The organism is Bacteroidales bacterium (assembly GCA_016709865.1).
Taxonomy (GTDB): Bacteria; Bacteroidota; Bacteroidia; order Bacteroidales; family VadinHA17; genus LD21.
Map to the genome: position 1 here is coordinate 195290 of JADJLX010000005.1, position 23944 is coordinate 219233.

At 40.9% G+C, this 23944-nt stretch carries 19 protein-coding genes; 10 read left to right on the top strand and 9 right to left on the bottom strand.

Annotated features, from left to right (window positions below; translation table 11 throughout):
• Positions 1–9: 9 nt before the first annotated feature.
• The 5 genes from IPJ16_09470 (at position 10) to IPJ16_09490 (ending at position 3795) form a co-directional block, all read left to right on the top strand.
• Entirely contained in the window at positions 10–282 is a 273-nt protein-coding gene (locus tag IPJ16_09470; protein MBK7627403.1) for a hypothetical protein, read from the top strand.
• A 29-nt stretch (positions 283–311) separates the two neighbouring features.
• Positions 312–731 (top strand): biotin/lipoyl-binding protein, encoded by a 420-nt coding sequence (locus IPJ16_09475; GenBank protein MBK7627404.1) that lies wholly within the window; start codon positions 312–314, stop codon positions 729–731.
• Positions 732–821: 90 nt separating this feature from the next.
• Positions 822–2057 carry a citrate lyase ACP gene (locus IPJ16_09480; GenBank protein MBK7627405.1) on the top strand — a complete coding sequence of 412 codons (1236 nt, stop codon included), beginning with the start codon at positions 822–824 and terminating at the stop codon, positions 2055–2057.
• An 8-nt stretch (positions 2058–2065) separates the two neighbouring features.
• On the top strand, positions 2066–3625 hold the full coding sequence (gene citF / locus IPJ16_09485; protein ID MBK7627406.1) for a citrate lyase subunit alpha: 1560 nt from the start codon (positions 2066–2068) through the stop codon (positions 3623–3625).
• 8 nt (positions 3626–3633) lie between these two features.
• Positions 3634–3795, top strand: a complete 162-nt coding sequence (locus IPJ16_09490) for a rubredoxin (GenBank protein ID MBK7627407.1) — start codon at positions 3634–3636, stop codon at positions 3793–3795.
• A 10-nt stretch (positions 3796–3805) separates the two neighbouring features.
• Here IPJ16_09490 and IPJ16_09495 read toward each other — a convergent pair whose 3' ends face one another.
• On the bottom strand, positions 3806–5266 hold the full coding sequence (locus tag IPJ16_09495) for an aminoacyl-histidine dipeptidase (protein ID MBK7627408.1): 1461 nt from the start codon (positions 5264–5266) through the stop codon (positions 3806–3808).
• A 147-nt stretch (positions 5267–5413) separates the two neighbouring features.
• Here IPJ16_09495 and IPJ16_09500 point away from each other — a divergent pair, with 147 nt between their 5' ends.
• On the top strand, positions 5414–6613 hold the full coding sequence (locus IPJ16_09500) for an isocitrate/isopropylmalate dehydrogenase family protein (GenBank protein MBK7627409.1): 1200 nt from the start codon (positions 5414–5416) through the stop codon (positions 6611–6613).
• A gap of 10 nt (positions 6614–6623) precedes the next feature.
• Positions 6624–7175, top strand: a complete 552-nt coding sequence (locus IPJ16_09505; protein ID MBK7627410.1) for an HDIG domain-containing protein — start codon at positions 6624–6626, stop codon at positions 7173–7175.
• Here the strand turns inward: IPJ16_09505 and IPJ16_09510 are convergent.
• Together IPJ16_09510 and IPJ16_09515 are read right to left on the bottom strand one after the other, a co-directional pair.
• Positions 7164–9632: a chitobiase/beta-hexosaminidase C-terminal domain-containing protein gene (locus tag IPJ16_09510; GenBank protein ID MBK7627411.1), complete on the bottom strand. Its 2469-nt coding sequence runs from the start codon at positions 9630–9632 to the stop codon at positions 7164–7166. The two genes, IPJ16_09505 and IPJ16_09510, sit on opposite strands and share 12 nt — an antisense overlap.
• Before the next feature lie 169 nt (positions 9633–9801).
• Positions 9802–11715 carry an AMP-binding protein gene (locus IPJ16_09515; protein MBK7627412.1) on the bottom strand — a complete coding sequence of 638 codons (1914 nt, stop codon included), beginning with the start codon at positions 11713–11715 and terminating at the stop codon, positions 9802–9804.
• A 182-nt stretch (positions 11716–11897) separates the two neighbouring features.
• On the opposite strand from IPJ16_09515, the gene IPJ16_09520 reads away from it, so the two are divergent.
• Entirely contained in the window at positions 11898–12356 is a 459-nt protein-coding gene (locus IPJ16_09520) for a hypothetical protein (protein MBK7627413.1), read from the top strand.
• Between the two features lie 120 nt (positions 12357–12476).
• On the opposite strand, the gene IPJ16_09525 is transcribed toward IPJ16_09520, so the two are convergent.
• The 6 genes from IPJ16_09525 to IPJ16_09550 all read right to left on the bottom strand — a co-directional run bounded on the left by IPJ16_09525 (position 12477) and on the right by IPJ16_09550 (position 20771).
• Positions 12477–13742, bottom strand: coding sequence for an adenylosuccinate synthase (locus tag IPJ16_09525; GenBank protein ID MBK7627414.1), 1266 nt, complete (start codon positions 13740–13742; stop codon positions 12477–12479).
• A gap of 135 nt (positions 13743–13877) precedes the next feature.
• Positions 13878–14327 carry a transcriptional repressor gene (locus IPJ16_09530; GenBank protein ID MBK7627415.1) on the bottom strand — a complete coding sequence of 150 codons (450 nt, stop codon included), beginning with the start codon at positions 14325–14327 and terminating at the stop codon, positions 13878–13880.
• Between the two features lie 73 nt (positions 14328–14400).
• Positions 14401–16647 (bottom strand): bifunctional (p)ppGpp synthetase/guanosine-3',5'-bis(diphosphate) 3'-pyrophosphohydrolase, encoded by a 2247-nt coding sequence (locus IPJ16_09535; protein MBK7627416.1) that lies wholly within the window; start codon positions 16645–16647, stop codon positions 14401–14403.
• A gap of 94 nt (positions 16648–16741) precedes the next feature.
• Complete coding sequence (locus tag IPJ16_09540) at positions 16742–18247, bottom strand: gliding motility-associated C-terminal domain-containing protein (GenBank protein MBK7627417.1); 1506 nt, start codon at positions 18245–18247, stop codon at positions 16742–16744.
• Positions 18244–19524, bottom strand: a complete 1281-nt coding sequence (locus IPJ16_09545; protein ID MBK7627418.1) for an insulinase family protein — start codon at positions 19522–19524, stop codon at positions 18244–18246. Before IPJ16_09545 ends, IPJ16_09540 begins: the two co-directional genes overlap by 4 nt.
• Positions 19525–19526: 2 nt before the next feature.
• Positions 19527–20771 (bottom strand): insulinase family protein, encoded by a 1245-nt coding sequence (locus IPJ16_09550; protein ID MBK7627419.1) that lies wholly within the window; start codon positions 20769–20771, stop codon positions 19527–19529.
• A gap of 60 nt (positions 20772–20831) precedes the next feature.
• Here IPJ16_09550 and IPJ16_09555 point away from each other — a divergent pair, with 60 nt between their 5' ends.
• Together IPJ16_09555 and IPJ16_09560 are read left to right on the top strand one after the other, a co-directional pair.
• A complete protein-coding gene (locus IPJ16_09555; GenBank protein MBK7627420.1) occupies positions 20832–22607 on the top strand; it encodes a chloride channel protein in 1776 nt (591 codons plus the stop codon).
• Positions 22608–22628: 21 nt separating this feature from the next.
• Positions 22629–23909, top strand: coding sequence for a serine hydroxymethyltransferase (locus tag IPJ16_09560; protein ID MBK7627421.1), 1281 nt, complete (start codon positions 22629–22631; stop codon positions 23907–23909).
• Positions 23910–23944 lie beyond the last annotated feature (35 nt).

The window sequence follows — 23944 nt, forward strand, 5'->3', positions numbered from 1 at the left end:
CATAGAAATATGAAGCCGACTTTCTCAAAAAGCTATTTTACTGGATTACTTTCGGGACTCTTCAGAAGCAGGGAAGTGAAAGATGAAGCACAGCTTTCCGGTTCGGAAACCAAGTCTGTATCATCTGCCGATAAAGATAAGATGGCAGCTGTTGCAATGGCGTTGTATCTGTATTTCAATGAGATGCATGATGAGGAGAGCAATGTTATTACTATCCAGAGGATCTCCAAGACCTATTCTCCCTGGAGTTCTAAAATATATAACATGCGAAATTTCAGATAATTAAATCTAACAGAAGAAATCCCGATAAGATGAAAAAATTCAGCTTTTCAGTAAATGGTGCCAATTATGATGTGGAAATCCAGTCTGTTGCCGGAAATATTGCGAATCTTCAGGTAAACGGGGAATCATTCGATGTGGAGATCCACCGCGAGATCAGACAGGCAAAAACACCTGTAATAGTGCGATCGCCGGTAAAGGAAGCATCAAGAGAGATTGAAAAGAAAACAGGAGGTGCTAAAACAGAAATCAAATCACCTTTACCGGGGATCATTGTTAAGATCTTCGTCACTCCCGGTGAAGAGGTTAAGAAAAACCAGAAGCTGTTCAGTCTCGAAGCAATGAAGATGGAGAATGAAATAAAGGCTGAAAGAGATGGAATTGTAGCATCAGTAAAAGTAACACCCGGACAATCTGTTCTTCAGGAAGAGGTTATACTTGAGATGAATTGAACCGGATTGATAAAATCTCTTTGCCGGCTGATACCAGTCATGTTTGAAAAAATCAGTAGGTTTGTATAGGAAAACCAAACAGAGGGTAAAATGAAAAAGACCATCGCTGTAACAGGTAATACCGGTCCGAAAGTCAGATCCGACTGCGAAATAACCCTTGAGCTTACAGACAAATGGGGTATCATAATTGATCTTACATCCAAAGTCAGGACTCTTTATGGTGACTCAATTGTTAAACTTACCAATGATGTTCTTGGATTCTTTGGTGTAAAAAATGCCCGGGTAAAAATCCTCGATTCAGGTGCTCTGCCCTTTGTTATAAGTGCCCGGCTCGAAGCTGCTGTGAAACAATTAACAGATAGTGATCTTGAGTATCTCCCTGCCTTTCTGCCTGAAAATGGTTACGCTACGATCCGCGACAGGTTCAGGTTTTCACGTCTTTACCTGCCGGGAAACAATCCCGGATTAATGATAAATGCCGGACTTCATTCAGCAGATGGTATTATACTTGATCTTGAGGACTCAGTAGCACCTGATAAGAAGGATGAAGCAACGATTCTTGTAAGGAATGCCCTGAGACAGATCGATTTCTGCGGAGCTGAAAGAATGGTAAGGATAAACCAGGGTGAAAGGGGTGTAAGGGATCTGCAGCAGATAATTCCTCACAATGTAAATCTCATACTTATTCCTAAATGTGAAAGTCCTGATTACATTTTAAGGGTTGAAAAGGAGATAGAAGCAATACTGCGAAAGCGTAAACTGAAAAACAAGGTATTCCTGATGCCGATCATCGAAAGTGCAATAGGGGTAGAGAACGCCTATGCAATCGCAAAAGCATCTGAAAATATTGTAGCCATGGCAATCGGACTCGAAGATTATACCGCCGATCTGGGTGTTCAGAGAACTACTGAAGGTAAAGAGTCGTTTTACGCCAGGACAAGACTTGTTGTTGCAGCCAAAGCAGCCGGTATCCAGCCAATAGATTCTGTTTTTTCTGATGTTTCAGATATGGAAGCTCTCAGAGCAACAGTTCTTGTTTCAAAATCTCTTGGCTTTGAAGGTATGGGTTGTATTCATCCCAGGCAGATCCCGGTGATCCGTCAGGGCTTTGCTCCTGATAATGCAGAAATAGACAAGTCAAAACAAATAGTACTTGCCTGGGATTCGGCAATGAAAAATGGTCTGGGAGTGGTGGCACTGGGATCAAAAATGATTGATCCTCCTGTTGTTGCAAGGGCTCAGAAAACAATCGACCTTGCAATACGTCTGGGTCTGATTGATAAGAACTGGATTCAGGAAGATGCACCAGGTGAAAACAAGTTATAAATAGCGATATGACTGTCAAAACTGTTAAGAATGCAGCCGGCAGACTGGTCCCAACGGAGATTAACGGGAAAACTGTGATCCCGTTTAAAGGAGTCGGCAGGCATAAACCGGAAGGCAGAAAGTATGCACCTCCGATACCAAGCTGTTCGGATTATCCCGAAGACGGAAACAAGGTTGTCGGTTCTCTTGAGGAAGCACTCAGGAAATGCGGATTAAAAGACGGAATGACAATCTCCACTCATCATCATCTCAGAGACGGAGATCTTGTAAGCAATAAAATCTTTGAAATCGCATCTAAAATGGGTGTCAGGGATCTTGTCTGGTTCCCGTCTGCTTCTTTTCCCTGTAATGACCCTGTTATCAGATTTCTCGATGACGGGACAATAAACAGAATTGAAGGAAGTATGAACGGCCCGCTGGGAAGATATGTATCTGAAGGCAGGATGAAAGGTACCGCTGTTCTGAGATCGCACGGAGGCAGAGTTCAGGCAATACAGGACGGTGAGGTTAAGATAGATATTGCTGTAATGGCAGCCCCGTCAGCCGATTCATTCGGCAATGCCAAAGGTACAGGCGGAACATCTGCCTGCGGGGTCCTTGGATATGCCAAAGCAGATATAATGTACGCCGACAAGGTAATAGTCGTTACCGATAACCTTGTTGATCTGCCATGTTTTCCGATGGAGATAGAAGGCAATTATGTTGATTATGTGGTGGTTGTGGATAAGATAGGTATCCCTGAAAAAATTGTATCAGGCACAACCCAGATTACGAAGAGTCCCGACAGGCTCCTCATCGCTGACCTTACAGCTTCTTTCCTTGAGAAATCAGGCATTCTTAAAGATGGTGTAAATATGCAGGCAGGTGCAGGTGGAACATCGCTTGCCATAGCTGTATTTGTACATCAGATCCTGAAGAATAAAGGGTGGAAATCGAAGCTCGGTTTTGGCGGAAGCACTAAATATATGGTCAAGATGCTCGAAGAGGGCCAGATGGGTTATATTCTTGATGCACAGGCCTTTGATCTTGATTCTGTAGCCTCAATTGAGAGAAATTCAAACCATGTTCCATATCCTGTTTTTAATGCTTATAACTATCATTCCAAGGGAAACCTTACAAGTATGATGGATATTATGATACTTGGTGCCACAGAGATTGACCTGAATTTCAACGGCAATGTGGTAACCCATTCTGATGGTTATCTTCTTCATGGAATAGGAGGCTGGCAGAATTGTCTGCATGCCCGTAACGTAATACTTCCGGTTCCGTTATTTCGCGACAGGATCCCTGTAATTGTTGATAAAGTGACAACCCTATGCGGACCGGGGGAACTGATTGATGTTATTATTACAGAAAGAGGAATTGCAATAAATCCGCTTCGTAAAGATCTTATTGACAGTGTAAAAGACAGCGGACTTCCTTTGAGGACTATTCAGGAACTGAAGGAGGAGGCTGAGAAGATCTGCGGAATACCTCAGAAACCTGAATTTGAAGATGAAATTGTTGCAGCAATAAAATGGGTTGATGGAACTGTTATAGATGTAGTCAGGAAACTTAAAATTAAATAATGACCGATATGAAAAAGTATAAGTGTGTAATTTGCGGCTATATATACGATCCGGAGCAAGGTGATCCGTCAGACGGGATTAAAGCCGGTACTCCCTTTGAAGATTTGCCAGATGATTATATCTGTCCGGTGTGCGGAGCAGGCAAAGATGAATTTCTGGATAATGTATAGATGATTGGTATTATTTTGCCGGCATCCTTGTAATTACATCAATCAGGAGATCCCAGAACATAGCGGCAGTTTTAATTTCAATCATCTCTTCGGGCGTATGTGCGCCTCTGATTGTGGGACCAAAGGATATCATATCAATCCCTTTGAATTTTTCATATATCAGTCCGCATTCAAGGCCGGCATGTATAGCTCGTACTGCAGGATATTTCCCGAATAGTCTGTGATATGATTCCTTTGTGATTTTGAGGATTTCGGAATTTATATTTGGTTTCCAGCCGGGGTAACCGTCAGAATGAATGACTTTTGCATTTGCCAGTCTCAAGCATGACTCAACCATCTCAGAGGCTGCAAATTTTGACGACTCAATTGAACTTCTCTGAGTTGTTACTATCTTGATTGTATTGTTTTCGGCAAATTTTGCTGATGCCAGATTTGTAGAGGTCTCCACAAGATCGGTCATCTCTTTTGACCAGGCTAAAGCACCGTGCGGACAACAGTTTATGAGATTAAGAAAGTTTTTCTGACTTTCCTTATCCATAACAGTTTCTGGTAATTCTACGTCCTTAAAAGTGATTTTAAGATCTTTCTCAAGATCTCCGAATTCGTCAACCAGAGTCAGATAAAATACATCGATATATTTACGTATTGTACTGCAGTCGTTTTTATCAACAACTATTGTTGCAAAAGCCTCTCTGGGAATCGCATTTCTCAGGTTTCCGCCATCGTAGTCTGCAACTGATATTTCCAGCTTATTGGAGATATTCCAGAGCAGCCGGTTCATTATCTTCACTGAGTTTCCATATCCCTTATGAATCTCATCACCGGAATGTCCTCCATGCAAACCTGTTATCGAAATTCTCAGTGCACACTTGCCTTCTCCTGATGGAATAATATCATATTGCATAATTCCTACAGTGTCCATCCCGCCTGCACAACCAATATACAGAATACCCTCATCTTCAGAGTCAAGATTAATAAGTGTCCTGCCTTTGAAAAACTCAGGTTTGAGATTTATTGCACCTGTCATGCCCGATTCCTCATCAACAGTAAAAAGACACTCTATTTCTCCAGCTATTAGATTCTTATCAGTCAGAATTGCCATCTGCGCTGCTATTCCGATACCATCATCTGCACCAAGAGTTGTCCCTTTGGCACAAACCCAGCCATCTTTGATAACAGGAATAATAGGGTCACTATTCCAGTCATGAATATAGTCGGCATTCTTCTCACCAACCATATCCATATGGCTCTGCAAAACAACTGTTTTTATATTCTCTTTACCCAGAGATGCTGGCTTAATGATCAGAATATTCCCTACCTCATCTTCTCTTGCCTGCAGATTGTTTCTGACAGCGAAATCCAGAAGATATTTCCTTATTAATCCTTCATTCTTTGATATACGTGGAATGCTGCAGATCTCTTCAAAGTAATTCCAGATCGATGCAGGATTTAATTGACTTAACACACTCATAATTAGAAAAATAGTCCTTATCAGGCTGCAAAAGTACTAATAAAATCCCAACTTTTTAGCCATATTGTTAAATATTTAACACAATTAAAAACAATGCAAATTTTGACTATTTTTACGTAACACTACACTTTTAAAAAGAATCAGATCATGGCTAAGCGGACAATTATTACATTACCCGGAGACGGAATTGGGAAAGTAGTTTTAAACGAAGCTCTGAGAGTCCTTGATGCTGCAGGATTCGAAGCTGATTATATTCATGGTGATATAGGCTGGGACTTCTGGTGTAAAGAAGGTAACCCAATGCCAAAAAGAACAATAGACCTTATTGAAAAGCATAAAATTGCTCTGTTTGGTGCGATTACTTCAAAACCAAATGATGAAGCGAAGGCAGAGCTCGCTCCGGAGTTGCAGGGGAAAGGATATTCTTACTCCAGCCCGATAGTTGGCCTGAGGCAGCATTTTAATCTTGATATATGCGCCAGACCATGCAAGTCATATAAGGGTAATCCGCTTAATTTTGTAAGAAGGGGAAAAGGAAACACAATCGACGAACCGCTTGTTGATGTTGTAATCTTCAGACAAAACACTGAGTGTCTGTACTCAGGTGTTGAATGGACTAATCCACCTACGCAGGTTTATCAGGCATTTTTGACACATAAGAAATTTGCGGAAAACTTTGGTAGTGTTCCTGTTGAGGAACTCTCAATATCAACAAGAATCTTTACAAGGAAAGCTACTCTGAGGATTCTGGAGGCAGCCTTTGAGCATGCAAGGAAATTCGGATACAAATCTGTCACTGTATGCGAAAAACCGAACGTAATAAGGGAAACATCAGGTCTAATGTGGAAGCTTGCAAAAGAGATGCAGAAAAACTCATACCCTGAAATAAAACTCCTTAATACAAATATCGATGCTCAGATGATGTGGCTTACAAAGAATCCTGAAGAGTATGGTGTTATTGTAGCAGGTAATATGTTCGGAGACATTGCTTCGGATGCATTTGCCGGACTAATCGGCGGACTGGGATTTGCATGCAGCGCACAGTTCTCTTCTGATGGCATTGCTGTATTTGAGCCGACTCATGGCTCGGCTCCGAAATATGCTGATTATGAGGTTTCTATAGTTAATCCTATTGCAATGATCGAGTCGGCTTGTATGATGCTTGACTATATCGGGGAGGTGAAAATCTCCTCAAAGATACGTAAAGCAATTGCAACAGTGATCGAGGAGGGTAGGGTCCGCACTTATGATATGATGAGAATGCCGGGCAGGCCTGAGGTTATAAGGAACGGAGCAGCTTCAACAACACAAATGACCGATGCAATCATTACCGGATTAAAAAAATAACTTATAAGATATGAATGCTCAGGTGAAAAAACTATGGCCGGAACTTGAATGGATAAAAGACGAAGTTCTGAGGGAAAAAACTGCAAAAACATGGGAGATTGCACTTGAAAGAAGTGTGCTCAAGGCATCTGATCTGGATACTATACCTTTTACTTTATTGTGCGGACCGGATCTTAGAGTGAGTTTTATGGCTCATAAGCGCTGTGTTGTTCATATTGCAAAAGCCAGCGGTGAAAAAATGAATGAATTCTTTGCCACAGACCTGCCGGTTGATATGGATGTTCTTATTTCAGGTGCAATACTTGCTGATGTTGGCAAATTGCTTGAATATGAACTCGATAAAGATAGCAAGGCAATCCAGGGAAAGTATGGGCAGTATATTCGTCACCCGTTTTCAGGTGTATCACTTGCAGAGGAGTGCGAAGTGCCGCCTGAGGTTTGCCATATAATTGCTGCTCATGCTCATGAAGGTGATTTAGTCAAAAGAACAACCGAAGCTTATATTGTTCACCACGCCGACTTCATGACATTCCTGCCATTCAAAAGCAGATTAATTGTTTAGCCATGCAGCTGGAACAGCCATTTTTTGCTGTCCCGGAGCGGTAACAAGAAATTCCAGTCCGACACCGCCTTCACCCTGGAAATATTCTATTTTAATTTTATGAAATCCTTTTGCCAGCGGATAGCTTCTTCCTTCTTCCCTCATGCCATGTATACCGTCGTTTAATACTGGTTCAGTTTCTCCGATTGTCATTCTGCTGCCATCATCTGAGTTTATATACAGACCATATGCTCCATCAGCAGGAATATTGATATATCCTTCAAACACTATCCCGAAGAATGAGTTTTTTCCTGATACAGAATGAGATACTTCCTTAACTATCTTTGTATGAACCGGTTTCATTCCTGAAAATTCAGGAATTGTGGTAAACCTGCCATCATAAACCGCTGCTTTAAGACCTGGCTTTACTTTTCCAACTTCAACAGCGCCTAACGGTGCACTCTTTTCAATCAGAAAGGAAGTTACCCTGCTCTCTGCATCATCCCATTTTGTAAATGCGTTTATTGTAGTTGTTTCGCTGATTTTTACCGGTCCGGAAAAAAGAGCTGATTTTTCAGTTGGTTCGCTTCCATCGGTTGTATAGTAGATTTTACCTCCGGGTCTTGAGCTAACCATTTCAGCCATAAATGTATCGGTAAACATTCTTACATCAGTAGTAAGCGCTGGGGGAACAATGTTATTATTGGCTCTGAATACATTCTCAACGCCCATTTTATTCACCTTCCTGTCATAGGTCATAAGACCATTTGTCTCTGTTTCCACATCGGTTGTCTGGGTATAGATTGTTGCGCTTAATCCATTCTCTTTCACAAACTTATGGACCTGGTCGTAATATGCTTCATACTTTGATAATAACTGAAGCGAATCTTCCATGTTCCGGTATCCCCAGTTTTTTTGTTCCCATGTATGTCCCTGCAGGGGGAGACCTAATCCCCCGAATTCGCCAAGCACAATTGCTCTTTTCTCTTCAGCGGGCGGACAGACCGGGTCGGGGTAATGATGAATGTCATTCACATCACCTGTTCCTCTGTCGGTCCAGCCGGAAGCACTGTTTACAAGCCTTGTAGGGTCGTAATCCTTTGTAAGCTGAGTTATCCTGCCTGTTTCAAACTGTCCCCAGCCTTCATTGAAAGGGACCCACATTATTATTGACGGGTGATTATATTTTGTGTCGATCATTCTTTTCAGCTCATACTCATACTGTTCAGTTGCTTCTTTGGATTTTTCTATATCAGGCATACTGCCGTTTATATGTCTGTCGCCGCTTGGCATATCCTGCCATACAAGTATCCCGAGTTTATCGCACCAGTAATAGAAGATCCGGTTTTCAACTTTTACATGTTTCCGCAGCATGTTGAATCCCATTTTTTTTGTCATCTCAATATCATACACCATTGCCTTCTCCGTTGGAGGTGTATATAATCCATCGGGCCAAAAACCCTGATCCAGAGGACCATTCTGAAAGATAAATTTGTTGTTAAGGAGAATTCTTGTAAAGCCATCATCAGTTTTACCTGTTGATATTTTTCTCAGTCCGGTGTATGTTCTAATCTCGTCAACAACCTTATTACCGTTTTTCAATTTGGCTTCTACATCATACAGGAATGGATTTTCAGGTGACCATAACTGCGGATTTTCAATCCTGGCTGTTATCTCTTCTCCGGGCTTACCAGAGACTTCAGCCACCTTACTGTCTTTATCTCTGATTATGAAGTTAAGAGTGGATGTCTCTCCGTTTTTAACATCCGCAATAAATGTAACTGTGCCATTATCAATGTTTGTAACTGTTCTGAAAGATGAGATATATGACGCATTTACAGGTTCAATCCATACTGTCTGCCATATGCCGGTAGTAGGAGTGTACCAAATGCCTCCGGGATTTGAAACCTGTTTGCCACGGGGCTGAGCTCCTTTGTTAGTGGGATCCCATACACAAACCAATATCTCATGCTCTTTCTGATCAGCAAGCGTTTCGGTAATATTGAAAGTAAACGGATCATATCCTCCTTTATGACTTCCAGCCTCTTTGCCATCAATCCATACAGTCGTCTCCCAGTCGCACGCCTCAAAGTTCAGCAGGATATGCTTTTTACTCCATACATTTGGTACTTTGAAAGTTCTTCTGTACCACAGGTTCTCACTTTCGCTGACTCTCTTTTTAACTCCGGAAAGTGCTGATTCAACAGGATAAGGAACCAGAATGTTACCATCCCATTTCTCTGGTTTGGTCCCTTTTGCAGTTATTGCATACTCCCATAGTCCGTTAAGGTTCATCCATGCGTTTCTTTTGAGATCGGGACGCGGATACTGCAGCCAGGGTTTCAGAGGATCAACATCTTCAGCCCATTTTGTAACTATGGGATTATCAGCAATTTTCCAGGTAATTTCAGTATTACGTGTACAATTTACACTTAAAGCAAAAAACAGCAGAATTGCTACCCTTTGAAGAATTTTCATATTTTTTGGATTAATAAGTTTTTATAAAAAGGTGCTGAGTCTCGGGTGCTAGGTGCTAGGTGCTAGGTGCTAGGTGCTCTACGCTCTACGCTCTACGCTTTACGCTTTACGCTTTACGCTCTACGCTCTACGCTCTACGCTCCATGCCCCGTGCCCCATGCTCTGTGCCTTATCCCAGCTTCATCTTCTCCACCTCCTCAATATTCCTCTCATTCGTTACGGCCTTGGCATCAGGAGTGTACAGATAATCAATAAGATCCTGATATTTTTCCATAATTTTACCTCTTACTATTTTCATAGTGGAGTTCATAAGTCCGTTATCTTCAGTGAAGCTCTGTTCAAGAATACCGATAGCCACAGGGAGCCATCTCTGCGGGAACATATGTCCGTACTTTCCATTTGAGCGGTACTCATTAACCTCACTCTCTATAAGGTTTATTACTGCTCTTTTTCCTTCATCCGAATCGGCAGTAAGGTTTTTCTCCTCTAGGTACATTTTAAGTGCGTGCTGATTTGGGACAACAAGTGCAACAGTATATGGTTTCTGATTATTATAGAGCATGCACTGATCGATATATTTTGACTGTTCCGAGATAGCTTCTTCTATACCTTCAGGACTGAATTTTTCCCCGTCGTCGGCAATAAGAAGACTCTTAAACCTGCCCAAAACATAGAGGAATCCATCCTCTGACATATAACCCATATCTCCGGTATAGAGCCAGTCATCTTTTACGGTATCCTTAGTAGCTGTCTCATTTTTCCAGTAACCGTGCATCACATTGCCGCCTCTGATTACTATTTCGCCTTTCTCACCTGCAGGCACTTCATTACCATCCTCATCACATATTTTCAGATCCATATTATTAACAAGCACGCCTGATGATCCAAGTTTATGGCGGGCTGTTGAATTGGAAGAAATTACCGGAGAGGCTTCACTAAGCCCATAGCCCTGGTACATCGGGATTCCGAGTGCATAGAAGAATCTCTGAAGTTCAATTTCCAGAAGGGCTCCGCCGCCAATAAAATAGTCGAGTTCACCGCCATAACCTTCCCTGATTTTGCTGAATAGGATCTTGTCATATAGCCTTAGCAACGGTTCTTTCAGTTTCTGTACTCCGCGGCCTTTATTCCATCCCTCTTTGTTATAGGAATAAGATATTTTGAGTGCATGATTAAACAGCATCTCAATAACGGGACCTTTTTCCTTGATTCCTTTTTCAATATTTTTTCTGAAGTTTTTGGCTATGGCGGGAACGCTCATAAGCAGGTTTGGTTTGATCTCTTTAAGGCAAGAAGGAAGGTTCCTGAGAGTCTCCATCGGTGTTTTTCCCGTTTTAACAGAAGCTATGCTGGCTCCCTTTCCCATAAATGCAAAAATACCGCAGGTATGTCCGAAAGAATGATCCCATGGCAGTATCAGCAGTGTCTTGTAAAAAGCCGGAATATCCATAAGGCTGTATGCCTGGTAGACGTTTGTAACGTAGTTGCCATGTGTAAGAATAATACCTTTCGGATCGGCTGTTGTGCCTGATGTGTAACAGATATTGGCAAAATCCGATGGAGTTATACTTTTGAAAACCTCTTCGAATTTTGTCATATTTTCAGGCTGATCGAGCCATTCTCTTCCGATTTTTCTTACCTCATTAAAATGCATCTCATTTGATGCATATTCTTCCTGAGTATCGAAATGAATTATTTTTTCTATAGTAGGACATTCCTTTATCACTTCTTTAAGCTTCTGTGCCTGAATTGATGAAACAAGTATCATCCTCGAGCCGGAATGGTTGATCCTGAATTTTATCTCATCCGGATTCAGTTTCACCGACAGAGGAACATTCATAGCACCGGTATAAAGAATACCCATCTCTCCGATAACCCAACTGTTTCTTCCTTCAGAGATAAGACTTAACCTGTCACCTTTTTTGATTCCAAGCTTTAAAAGTCCGGCAGCAAATTCGTAAACCTGTTTCCTTGTTTCGCCATAAGTTGTGCCTTCATATTTGTCGTTTGGTTTCTCCCACAGATAAACATTATTGCTGTGCTTCTCAACGCTTTCCTCGAAGAATTGTATTAACGATTTCATTAATTTAGTTTTAATGATTATTGATAATAATATATGCCGAATATACAAAATCTGCAGTATTTCAGATACCCCCCTGAAAATTTATATCATTTGGTTTGGGTTTCAATTATTTGTATCTTTGATTATTAACCTTTTAGATATTGTAAGTAATAAATAAGTACTAATTTTTTAACTATCTTATTATGAGACATTTATTATCTATTGCTTTAATAGTTCTTCTGGTAGCAATGCCTTCATGTAAATTTTTCGGTAAAAAAGCAGCCAGGGAAAAAGCCCAGGCAGCCTTGCTTGCCCGACAGGATAGTATCAGGGTTGCTGATTCGATTAGAAAAGTCCAGGAGCATCTGATGGCGCTTGAAAATGCCAAACTTGATTCAATCAGGATGGCTGAAGAAGCAAGAATTGCCATGGAAAGCAGATACAATATTATTGTTGGCAGTTTTATTACTCCACAATACGCAAAGGACCTTCAGGCAGAGTACGTTAAGCAGGGTTATAATGCTCAGATACTTAAGGTTGAAGGAAGCAGGTTTGAACTGGTTGCGGCGGAGGGTCACAAAAGTTTCAGGACAGCCGTGGAACGCCTGAAGCAGTTCCAGGATACCATTCAGCTTGATGCGTGGATGTATATCAAAAAATAAAATAAAACCTTATTAACCACAAAGAACACAAAGGATTCTCAAAGTACACAAAGTAAAATATTGTATAAATCTCTTTGTGAACTTCGTGCAATTACTTTGTGACCTTTGTGGTTAATGGATTTAATTACGAAATATCGTTTCTTCCCGGTCGGGACCAACTGACACCATTGTTACAGGTACCCCGGTATTTTTCTCAACAAATTCAACGTAATTCCTGAGCGAAGCAGGCAATTTGCTGTATTCCCTTATTCCTGAAATATTCTCTTTCCAGCCCGGTAAATCGGTATAAACAGGTTCGATCACAGAGTCTATCCCATATGGAATTTCCTGACACTCTTTTCCATCAATTTTGTAAGACGTACAGATACTTATTTTATCAAATCCCGACATCACATCGGCTTTTGTCATAAAGAGCTGGGTTATCCCGTTTATCATAATTGAATACTTCAGTGCAGGCAGGTCAAGCCATCCGCAGCGTCGCGGACGTCCGGTTGTGGAACCAAACTCCCTCCCGATATCTCTGAGTATTGTACCTGTGTTATCAAAGAGTTCAGTAGGAAAGGGGCCGCTGCCGACTCTTGTGCAATATGCTTTGAAGATTCCGAAGATCTCACCGATCTGTTTGGGTGAAATTCCCAGACCTGTGCAGGCTCCTGCGCTTATTGTATTTGAGGATGTAACGAACGGATAAGAGCCAAAATCAACATCGAGCATTGTACCCTGGGCACCTTCGGCAAGTATTTTTTTGCCATCGTTAAGCTCTTTATTTACAAGATATTCGGTATTAACTATTGGGAAATTCTTAACCATCTCAATACCTTCGAACCATCCCTTCTCGTATTCATTAAGGTCAAATTTGAAGTCATAGCTCTTCAGAATATCAAGGTGCATATCGAGATGCTTCTTATAGATCTCACGGAAGTCTTTTCTCAGAATATCTCCAACGCGCAATCCGTTTCGGCTTGTCTTGTCAGTATATGCAGGACCAATTCCTTTCAGGGTGGATCCGATCTTTGATAACCCCTTTTTACTTTCATAGGCTGCATCGAGTATCCTGTGCGAAGGCAGAATAAGGTTGGCCCTTGTTGATATTATGAGTCGTTTTGAGAGCTCAGCCACTGTAGGCCCTAATCCGTCGATCTCATTTTTGAAAACTGCAGGATCGATGACCACTCCGTTACCGATGATATTCATCTTTTCAGGATGAAAAATTCCGGACGGTATCAGATGGAGAACATGCTTTACGTTGTTGAACTCAAGCGAATGACCGGCATTTGGTCCTCCCTGAAATCGTGCAATTATATCATAATCAGGACTGATTGCATCAACAATTTTTCCCTTTCCTTCGTCACCCCACTGCAGGCCTAACAGTATGTCAATGTTCATATTAGATGTAGTGTAAAAATTTAAAATGCCTCACAAGGTACGAAATAATTCTGCTTGTTGACAGCAGAATTCATGATTGTTAATAAATGGTAATTTAAAAGTGTGGTACCTCTGTTTAAAGGCAGAGTCAGGTTTCTATTCCTTTTTCTTCCCTTTGTAATGTCCGTAAATATAGAGGGAATGATATTGCGCAGTAAAATTGTGAAGTTCACTGGCCGTATTTATGATTTCATGAATTCTTGGATCGCAGAATTCAATTACATCACCTGTTTCGATATCTATCAGATGATCGTGCTGACCACACTGATAAGCTCTCTCAAATTGTGCTATATTTTTTCCAAACTGGTGTTTGATCACAAGGTTGCAGTCGAGAAGGATTTCAATTGTATTATATAATGTAGCCCTGCTTACCCTGTAATTCTTATTCTTCATGAAGATGTAAAGCGACTCGATATCAAAGTGACCTGATCTGGAGTAGATTTCATCAAGAATAGCATATCTCTCAGGAGTCTTCCTGTGTCCCTTTTTTTCGAGATATTCAGTGAAGATCTTCTTAACTGTTAGCTTGGTATCGTCACTAATCATATCTGGTCTAATTTAAAATAATATCAAAAGTATGAATTTTTTGCAGATAAACTAATTGAATTCTGAATGAAAATTACTTGGTGAATTCCTCGACTCTTTTGACGCTTTCAATACCATTTATGTTGGAAATCTTCAGAATCAGGTTATTAAGGTCCTTGGTGTGATGAACATATATATCAATAGTCCCTTCAAAGATTCCGTTTTTAACAGAAATGTTAATGTTTGTCATATTAACTTTAAGCTCTGACGAGATTATGTTGGTAATATCATTTACCAGACCAATCCTGTCAATTCCTGTCATGCTTATCCTTGCAATGAATGAAACAAGTTTATGGATTGCCCATTTTACGGCAATGATCCTGTTTCCTTCATTTGCCATAATCCTTATTGCTACCGGACATTTTGGTTTATGAATAATAATACCGCCCTCCGGTGACCTGTATCCGGTAACTTCATCGCCGGGGATTGGACTGCAGCATTTGGCAATTTCATACGACTGTTCAGCATTGTCAACATTCTCTCTCAGGAGGAAAGGACCCTTGTTATCACTCTTATCTTTTGCATCTGCGGCATCCTTTTTTTCTTTCTTTGAACCGATAAGTTTTAATTCCCAGTACTTTATGACATTGCCGGCAGGACTCTTTTTAACAAGTTTTTTGAGATTGTTAAGTTTTATTGCACCGGTACCAATACCGGCAAACAGGTCATCTTTGTTCGGTACTTCAAGTGACTGAAGAAGATTCTTCAAAATTTCGGCATTCAGGGTAAGGCCTATCTCCTTCAGCTTCAGATCAAGAATCATCATCCCCTCCTGAATAGCATCTCTTGATCCAGACTTAAGGGCATTCTTTATGGCTTCCTTGGCTTTGGATGTCCTTACAAATGAGAGCCATTCCTTTTCAGGCTTGGCAATATCGGAGGTAATTATTTCAACCTGATCCCCGCTCATCAGTATAGAGTTAATGGGATTAAGTTTGTAATTTATTTTTGCGCCAATAGCCTTATTACCTACTTCAGTATGAATTTCATAAGCAAAGTCAAGAGCTGAAGCACCCTTTGGCAGGCTGACAAGGAAGCCTTTTGGAGTGAAAACCATTATTTCTGAGGAAAAGAGGTTCATCTTGAACTCATCGAGGAATTCAATCGGATCCTCCAGCGGACTTTCGAGCATGAGCCGGATCTTTTTAATCCATTTGTCCAGTTCACTCTCCTGAGCTTCGTCGCCCTTATACTTCCAGTGAGCGGCATATCCTCTTTCAGCTATTTCGTCCATTCTCCGGCTCCTGATCTGTACCTCAACCCATTGGCCGTCGGGACCCATAACTGTAAGATGCAGAGCCTCATATCCATTTGGTTTTGGTCGGCTTACCCAGTCGCGGAGTCTGTCGGGTTTCGGGAGATATGTATCGGTAATAATTGAATAAATATTCCAGCACTGGGTTTTTTCAGGAAGTCCGGGAACAGGTTCAAAAACAATTCTGACAGCAAGTACATCATAGATCTCTTCAAACGGGACATTTTTAGCCTGCATCTTTTTCCAGATAGAAAAAATCGATTTAGGCCTTCCGCTGATATCAAATTTCAATCCGGCCCCGGTAAGCTTTTCGATAAGAGGAAGTGAAAATTTATTTATTATCGATACATTCTTTTTTTCAGAGTGTTTAAGTTTGGCAGCTACCTCTTCATAGATCTGGGGCTGACGGAACTTAAAACTAAGATCCTCAAGCTCGCTTTTTATTGCATATAGTCCTAGTCTGTGGGCAAGAGGGGCATAGAGGAAAATAGTTTCGCCGGCTACCTTCATCTTCTTATGTTCAGGCATCGATTCAAGAGTTCTCATATTATGCAGTCTGTCTGCAATCTTAATAAGAATTACTCTCAGGTCGTCGGAGAGGGTAAGAAGCATCTTACGGAAATTCTCGGCCTGAAGTGATGATGAGTTCTCTTTATTATAGGTACCTGATATCTTAGTAAGACCATCTATCAGTGAAGCAATCTTTGGTCCGAATTCCCTCTCTATATCTTCGAGAGAATAATCAGTGTCTTCAACAACATCGTGAAGCAGGGACACAGCAATGGATTTGGCTCCAAGGCCTATCTCCTGGTTTACAATTTTTGCTACTGAAATCGGATGAATAACATACGGTTCGCCTGATTTTCTCCGCATGTTCCAATGGGCTTCATTTGCGATTTTGAAAGCCTTGTCAATCATCTCCCTGTCGCCAGGTTTATTGCACCTTAGCAGATTATTTACAAGAGAGTCATATTCAGCCTGAATAAAGTTCTTGTCCTCCTCATCAAAAATATCCTTGTTCCCCATAAATATCTATGCGACACCTTTCTTTGCCGGATACAAATATAACTCTTCCCTTGAAAAGTTTATAGCTAAACTAGTATTACCGATGATGATTTTATTACCGGTTCCTGATAATTGTTACAGTACCTGTCCTGGTTATGCTCTTATCAGACGGAGTACTAACTTTTAAAAACCAAAGGGTTACACCCTGTAACTGAGGAGTGCCATTCTGTGTACCATCCCATTCATCAAGGTGATTCCTGGTCTCATAAAGTACTCTGCCGTTACGGTCGGTAATAATGAGGTGATAATCTTTTGGCGTGAAAGAAAGGACTGGTTTGAATTTATCATTCAGAAGATCGCCGTCGGGAGTAAAAACATTGGGGACCGTTATGACTTCCGTAGGTAATGTACAGACCTGTGCAGAACGACTTTCTCCTGTAACTCCATGAGGATTAAATGTTTCACTCGCTTTGATGTAGAAACATACCTCCTCTGATGTTACTTCATACATTATATCATTATAACCTAATTTTATAAGTGTGTCAGATACACTTAATGTCGTTTTAAGAGTAAAGCCATTTCCTGTATTCATAAACAGCCTGTATTCTGAAACCGGTCCCAGCCATTCTTTATAGGCGTTCCATGATAAGATCAAATCATCTCCGATTCTCTTCATATCTAAAACCATATTTGAGCAGAGATTTGATTGAGTAACTGGGATATTACAGCTGTTAATTGCAGATAGTCTGTAATAATTAACTGTGCCTGCCTTAGCTTCTGAATCTGTAAATAATATCCTGCCATTATCTGAGACTGGTCTGGCTATCTCTTGGAATGCTCCTGATGGTCCGGTTTTTCTTGTCAGACTGTAATTTTTAATTTCCGACAAAGGATCTGCAGTGAATGCCAGCGATATTTTATTATCCTCATTTACAGTGGCATAGTCTGCGTTTATCCAGTCAGGAGGGCGTTGCATCTTCGTCGACAGACAACTTTTGTTAGAAGTGGAAAAAGTTCCATCATCAAAAACTGCTTTAACTGCCAGACAATATTGTGAATCAGTGATAAAATCTGTAATAGTATAATTTTCAGTGCTTTTACTGGCAGTATACATTTCTGTAAGTGGTGCTCCGTTAACAGAAACAAGTATTTTATACTCTTTTACAGGTTTCGGAAAGTCGGAATATTTATTCCAGTTTACTGCAATACGTCTGTTACAGGTATCAATTGCAGAACTGCAGAAAATTGTACTAAGCACATTTGAGAGGGGACTGGGACAGCCTTCCTCCCCGGGAATGCCTGAAAGTCTGTATGCTGCAACTACATATGATGTGCTAAAGTATTTTGTGCCGGTTGATGAAAGTGTACAATTTGTCGCTGAAGGATTCCAGATTGTGTCGATTGGAGGAGCATCAGCTGCTTTGTAAGTATAAACTATATAGGCCGCAATACCGGTCGATGGACTTAAGTTCCAGCTTAGTTCTGTTTTTCCTGTTTCAGGCTGAACTGACACCAGAGTGAGTATAGGCGGCAAAGGCACTGTGCAGCCGGTCTGGGATGATGCATTAATTGACAGTAAACCAATTGCCAGGACGATAATATAGTAATACCACTTTGTCATTTCATGCCGGCTGTGATCTCATAAAGATCGTCAGTATTATAATACGTATTAGCAAGGTGCATTATTTCATCCTGACCGATAGTTTTTATTTTATCAGCCAGCCTGTAGTAGTAACTATTGTCTAATCCGAAATCCCATACAGATCTGAAACTGTCAGCAAGTGCAAAGGGTCCGTCAAACATTCTCAGCAGTTCCCCCGACATATAATTACGTACCAGATCAAGCTCACCGCTCTTTACTGGTTCGCTTTGCAGAAGCCTGATCTCCTTATATATCTCATCAATTGCCTTGTGGCAGTTTTTTTTGCCTACCTCGGTTGAAATAACTTTGTATCCGGCTAGGTCGAGTGATGTAAGAGAAGAACTTATGCCATAAGTGAAGCCTTTATCCTCACGTATATTTTTCATAAGCCGCGATCCGAAATATCCTCCCAGGATGGCATCAAGTACTTTTAATCCGGGATAGTCGGGATGACGTTTATTGATTGTAGCGGAACCAATTCTGACAGATGTTTGAACCGTTCCTGCTTTTTCGATATGGACCTTTTTTTCCTTTTCTGCCTGAAGAAGTCTCTGTGACTCCTGCAAATCAGGTTTGGTTGATTTTATATCTCCAAAATACTTATTGAGCAATTCTGCGGTATCTGCTGAGATTTTACCAGAGACAATAATTGCCATCTTCTCAGGCTGGTAATATTTTGAATGGTAACCGGCAAGAATGGAGGGTGTTAGATTCTTAAAATCTTCTTCTGCTGCCATATGACCGTATGGATTGTTTTTTCCGAACACCGATTCAAAAAATTTATCCATTGCCAGATTCTGCACTTTTTCCCTGTTCACCAGGTACCACCTCAGTCTTTTGTTCATCAGAGCATTAAGTTCGGGTTCAGGAAATACCGGACGAAAGAGTATCTCCCTGCTAAGTTCAAGAACCTTATCAATATGCTTGTTAAGGAAGAAGACAACTATGCCGGCCCGGTCTTTTTCAGGGGATATGTTAACGAATGCTCCGTAAAAATCAATCAGTCTGTTTAGCTCTTCCGATGTATACTTCTTCGATCCTTCTGTCAACATCATATTGGTTGTAGACGACAGAAGAGGCATGTACTCATTTATCTGACCGGCACTGAAGGTAAACTCCACTCTCATTATCTCTTCAGTACCCGATTCAATCATAAATACCGGCACACCGTTATTCAGTCTTTTTGAGACCGCTTCCGGAATCACTACTTTTTCCACAGGAAATACCGGCGGCTGGATTCTTTGCAGTTTACTCATGGCTAATCTCTACGGGTTGATATATAATACAAAGTACTGCAATTCCCGGGTGTGAAATATTTTCTGGCAGTGGCTGTAACCATTTCCAGAGTTACTTTTCTGAAATCAGCCACCTCCCTGTTTATCTGATCAGGGTCACCAAGAAGTTCATAAAAAGAGAGGTTAATGGCTTTGTTCAGAATATTGGTATTTGAAAAGACGGTTGAAGATTCAAACTTATTTTTCACCTTTTCTATTTCATCCTTCAGGCCATTTTCATTTTTTAAGCTTTCAATAACCTCATTTACAGACTCTTCAGCATGCTGAATATCAACATCTTTCATTAGTTTGCCCTGCATAATAATTAGTCCGGGATCAATATCGGAAGTGATATACGCATTAATTTCACTGAACAGCTTTTTTTCTCTTACGAGCCTTGTATGCAGCCTTCCGGTCTCTCCTCCGGCCAGAAGATCGGTAATGAGGTCGAGAGTATAAAAATCTTCACTCATCCTTGGACCGACATGCCAGACTTTGTAGATAGCATTAGATGGAACATCCTTCTCAATTGTAAGTGTGCGGCTCTCTCTCTGTTCAGGTTCCTGAGGAATATTTCGTTTCTGAAGCCTTCTTTTTTCGATGGGTCCGAACCATTTACGGGTTAGTTCTTCAGCTTTCTTAAGGTTAATATTGCCAGTTATTGAAAGAACCGCATTATTCGGAGCATAATGGGAGAAGAAGAATTTTTTGATCTGATCGAGACTTACTTTTTCAATATGAGAAATGTCCATGCCAATTGTAGGCCAGCGATAAGGATGAACTTTATATGCCAGAGGCCTTATTTTAAGTATTGCATCACCATAAGGCTGATTCAGGTATCGCTGATTAAATTCTTCAATAACAACACTTCTTTGTGTGTCGAGATTCTTCTGTGAAAAATCGAGTTCAAGCATCCTGTCAGATTCCAGCCAGAATCCGGTTTCTATATTGTCGGATGGGATTGTCAGGTAATAATTGGTTATGTCGCTGTTGGTGAATGCATTATTGTCGCCGCCAACCATCTGTAAAGGCAAATCATAATCCGGCACGTTTACCGATCCTCCGAACATAAGATGTTCAAAAAGATGTGCGAGACCGGTCAGCCCGGGATCTTCGTCCCTTGAACCAACATTGTACAGTATATTCATTGCAACAAGAGGAGTAGACCTGTCCTCATGTACAAGAACCTTTAATCCGTTATCAAGTGTGAACCTGTTGTAATTTATCATAAAGACAAACTTAAATAAAAAACAATGAAGGATTAGTATTGTTTTTATATTTGCATAATTATGTTCAGAAATCATTTTTTAAGGAGATTTTTCCGCAAAAGCCTTATAAATACAGACCAGGTTAAGTTAGTTTACTTTCTCAGTCTGGTTGTCGGACTGCTAAGCGCGCTTGCTGCAGCTCTTCTGAAAAACGCAATTCATTATACACATGGCCTGATTACAGGCACCATAGCCGTTGACTCCAAAACATATATCTATCTGGCCTTTCCTCTGGCAGGTATGGCCCTTACCCTCTTTTTCGTTAAATTTGTAGTAAAAGATAATATTGGTCATGGTATCAGCAGGATCCTGTATTCAATCTCCAAAAAACGAAGCTATCTGAAGGCACACAACACATGGACCTCCCTTGTTGCGAGTACTATTACAATCGGATTTGGCGGATCGGTAGGGGCTGAAGCACCTATTGTACTGACAGGATCTTCAATAGGTTCAACTATCGGACGTTTCTTTAATCTTAACTATAAAAATATTACTCTTCTTGTAGGATGCGGTGCTGCTGGAGCTGTAGCAGGGATTTTCAAAGCGCCTATTGCAGGAATCGTGTTTACACTTGAGATTCTAATGCTCGATCTGACAATCTCATCGATTGTTCCGTTGCTAATTTCATCAGTGACAGCTGCAACAGTGGCTTATTTCCTGATGGGTGATAAAGTCTTGTTTAATTTTGAAATATCTAGTGCATTTAATATTTCTAATATACCCTGGTATCTTATTCTAGGAGTAATCTCAGGAATGCTTTCCCTCTATTTTTCAAAGATGACAATCTTCCTTGAGGGCAGTTATGAAAAGTTGAAGAATTCATATATCAGGCTTGTCGTTGGAGGTATTGTTCTTGGAGGTCTGATCTTTCTGTTTCCTCCTTTATACGGAGAAGGATACGATACAATAATGCTGCTTCTTCAGGGAGGAGGAAATACAATTCTTGATGGCACTGTTTTCACTGCATACTCAGACAGTTTCCTTGCAGTGGTTCTGTTTATGTTTGGACTTATTCTTCTTAAGGTTGTTGCAAGCAGCTCTACAAACGGGGCTGGCGGTGTTGGCGGTATTTTTGCCCCGACACTCTTTCTGGGAGGTGTAAATGGGTTTTTTATAGCTTCCCTGTTAAGGAAATATATGCATGTTGACCTTCCTGATAACAGGTTTGTTCTGGTTGGTATGGCCGGGATGATGGCTGGAGTCATGCATGCCCCGCTGACAGCAATATTTCTGATAGCAGAAATAACTGGTGGATATGATCTGCTTTTACCTTTGATTATCACATCTACAGTTGCATTTATTACTGCAAGAAGTTTTGAAAAGCACTCGATATATCATGTTCAGCTGGCCGAAAGGGGAGAGCTAATAACACACGATAAGGACAAAGCTGTTATGACTGTAATGGACTGGAAGAAAGAGATTGAGACCGATCTGATTACAGTGAGGGGTACAGATACCCTGGGCGATCTGATAAAAGCAATATCAAAATCAAAAAGGAACATATTCCCTGTTGTTGATGAGTATAATATCCTGGAAGGGGTAGTCTCGCTTGATGATGTGCGTGAAATAATGTTCAGGCATGAACTTTACCAGACTACCTATATAAAAGATCTGATGTCTATTCCTCCTTCATACATCGATAAAAGGGAGAATATTGAGACAGTTATGGATACCTTCAGAAAGACAGGCGCCTGGAACCTGCCTGTTCTCGACAATGGTTATTATGTGGGTTTTATTTCCCAGTCGAGGATCTATGCAACATACCGTGAATTATTAATTGAAATTTCAGAAGAATAATTGTATTAAATATTTTATAACATGGAAAGAGATAAACTGATTTTTGACCTGATTGAGAAGGAGCGGCAGCGCCAGATAAACGGAATTGAACTGATTGCTTCAGAAAATTTTGTCAGCCAGCAGGTTCTGGAAGCAATGGGATCAGTGATGACAAATAAATATGCTGAAGGTTATCCGGGCAACAGGTATTATGGCGGATGTGAGATTGTTGACCAGTCGGAACTTATTGCCATTGACCGGCTTAAGAAACTTTTTGATGCAGAATATGCCAATGTTCAGCCCCATTCAGGAGCCCAGGCTAATATGGCTGTATTTATGACTGTACTTAAGGCTGGCGACACATTTATGGGACTCAATCTGGCACATGGAGGCCATCTCTCTCACGGTTCGCCTGTGAACTCCTCAGGATTATTCTATAAGCCAATAGCATACAGTGTTAAAGAAGAAACAGGTATGGTTGATTATGATATGATGGAAGAGACTGCCATAAAAGAGAAGCCTAAAATGATAATAGGAGGGGCTTCAGCATATTCAAGGGAGTGGGACTATGAGAGGATGAGGAAAATTGCAGACAGGATTGGTGCAATATTTATGGTAGATATGGCTCATCCTGCAGGATTGATAGCAGCAGGTGAACTGAAAAATCCGCTTAAGTGGGCTCATATTGTAACATCAACAACACATAAGACACTTCGCGGTCCGCGTGGTGGTATTATCCTTATGGGAAAGGACTTTGTTAATCCCTGGGGAATAACTACACCTAAAGGGGAAGTCAGAATGATGTCCTCTCTTCTTAATTCAGCTGTTTTCCCTGGTATACAGGGAGGTCCGCTTGAGCATGTAATTGCTTCAAAAGCAGTCTCTTTCGGAGAGGCTCTTACTCCTGAATTCAGGGATTATCAGTCGAGGGTAAAGAAAAATGCTGCTGTAATGGCTAAGGCTTTTATGGACAGGGGATATAAAGTTGTTTCTGACGGAACAGATAATCACCTGATGCTGATTGACCTTCGTACCAAGTTTCCTGACATTACAGGTAAGAAGGTTGAGAATACACTTGTTCTGTCGCATATAACAGTTAACAAGAACATGGTGCCTTTCGACAGCCGTTCTCCTTTCCTTACATCGGGACTGAGAGTCGGTACTCCGGCTATTACTACCAGAGGACTTAAGGAAGAGCATATGGGAATTATTGTAAATCTCATTGATGAAGTTATCTCTAATATTGATAATGAAATTGTTATCAGAAAGGTTGGAGATAAAGTGGTCGACATGATGAAATCATTTCCCCTTTTCTCTATGTAACTTCAGATCATTAATTTCAGATGAATAAAGGATCT